This window comes from Streptomyces caniscabiei (genome assembly GCF_014930365.1).
Lineage (GTDB): Bacteria > Actinomycetota > Actinomycetes > Streptomycetales > Streptomycetaceae > Streptomyces > Streptomyces caniscabiei.
Genome location: NZ_JABXWI010000053.1, coordinates 1 through 1,989, shown reverse-complemented (window position 1 = coordinate 1,989; position 1,989 = coordinate 1). Strand labels below are relative to the sequence as shown.

At 69.2% G+C, this 1,989-nt stretch carries 1 protein-coding gene; it reads left to right on the top strand.

Translation table 11 applies throughout. The annotated features are described in order from the left end of the window. Positions 1–123: 123 nt before the first annotated feature. Positions 124–1,932, top strand: coding sequence for an IS481 family transposase (locus tag HW837_RS47910; RefSeq protein WP_390623624.1), 1,809 nt, complete (start codon positions 124–126; stop codon positions 1,930–1,932). The last annotated feature ends 57 nt before the right edge of the window (positions 1,933–1,989 follow it).

Sequence of the window (1,989 nt, the reverse complement as noted above, 5' to 3'; positions counted from 1 at the left end):
TGTCCGATCCCGGTTGATGCTTGACAGTTCGATCCCAGCTGATGGTTGACGGTGGCCGTGATCGGCTTTTCTGTGCGCGTCGTTGCGGTGCGTGTGGGGAGGCCGGGATTGGCGCTGGTGGAGTTGTCGGTTGTCGAGCAGAGATACCGGGCTGTCCTGGCCGTGCTGGCGGGTGCGACCGTGACCGAGGTGGCCGCTCAGCTGGGCGTCTCGCGGCAGACGGTCAGTGGGTGGAAGTCGAGGTATGAGGCCTCGGGGCTGGCCGGGCTGGTGGACCGGTCGCGTAGGCCTGCGTCGTGTCCTCATCAGGCTTCTGCCGAGGTGGAAGCGGCCGTGTGTGAGCTGCGGCGCAAGCATCCGCGGTGGGGTCCGCGGCGGATCGCTCATGTGCTGGAGCGGTCCGGGGCGGTGTCGCCGGTGCCGTCGCGGATGACTGTGTATCGGATTCTCGTCCGTCATGGGCTGGTCGAGCCTGGGGTTCGGCGGCGTAAGCGGTCGGATTACAAGCGCTGGCAGCGCGAGCGTGCGATGCAGCTGTGGCAGATGGACATCGTCGGTGGGGTGATGCTGGTCAACCCGGTGACCGGCGAGCTGACCGAGGCGAAGATCGTGACGGGGGTGGATGACCATTCCCGGTACTGCGTGATCGCGTCGGTGGTCGAGCGGGCGACCGGACGGGCGGTCTGCGCGGCCTTCGCCCGGGCCCTGCAGACGTTCGGGGTGCCGGAGGAGGTGCTGACCGACAACGGCAAGCAGTTCACCGCCCGGTTCGGCCGTGGTGGTGAGGTGATGTTCGACCGGATCTGCCGGGAGAACGGGATCGCGCACCGGCTGACCCAGCCGGCGTCGCCGACCACGACGGGCAAGGTCGAGCGGTTCCACCAGACCCTGCGGCGTGAACTCCTCGACGACTGCGGTGCGTTCGAGAGCATCCAGGAGGCTCAGGCGGCACTGGACGAGTGGGTTCAGGAGTACAACTCCGATCGTCCGCATCAGGCGCTGGACATGCACTCTCCCGCCGACCGGTTCACCCCGGTCCCCGAGCAGGAACGGGAGGTGCTGGGCCTGAAGATCCCCGGGGTGCTCGCCCTGGTCCCGCAGCAGCGGACGGCTCCCGCTGCGGTGCCGGATCCGGTCGAGGCGGTGCCTGCTCCTGCCCCTCCGCCTGAGCCGGTCCCGGCCGTGGTGCAGGTTGACGAGGGCGGGCCGGTGGAGTTCGAGCGGGTGGTGCCTGCGAGTGGGAATCTGCAGGTCGCGGGCAAGCAGTTCTGGCTCGGTCCGGCCCGTTCGGGGCTGACGGTGACGTTCTGGGCCGACACTTCGGTGATCCATCTTCTGATCGCCGGGACGCGGATCAAGAGCGTGCGTTCGCACCTGTCCGTGGTGGATCTCGCGCAGCTGGCCGCCCGGGGTGGACGTGCGGCCGGGCCGCCGCCGCTGCCTGCCGGGGACGGGGCCGCGTTCGAGGTGGACCGGGTGGTGAACAACAGTGGCCTGGTGGGCCTGGGCGGGCATCAGGTGCTGGCGGCGGAGATCCTGGGCGGTCGTGCGGTGGGTATCCGGATCGACGAGGAGACGCTGTCGTTCTTCGATCCGGCCTCGCGGGAGCTGCTGAGGGTGCGACCCAACCCGCTGACCAGCGAGGAAGTCCGCGGACTGCGCGGCCTGCGCCCAGCCGGCCCGCCGCCACGGCCCCGCGTGGAGTCGGTCAGCGTGCAGCGGCGGATCAGCGCGGTCGGCACGATCATGGTCTGCCGACAGACCGTCCCGCTCGGCCGCCCCTACGCAGGCCAGACCGTGACCGTGCACGTGTCGGACACGACGATCACCGTCGAGTTGGACGGCCAGATCCGCGTGATCCGCCGCACGACCGATGTCCCGGTCCGTAACGTGAAAGCGAACAAGCCCCACGGGGCTTCCCACGTTTCCTAGGCCTACCGTCAAGCCTCAGGTGGGACCAGAACGTCGTGCATCAGCTGGGACCCGACA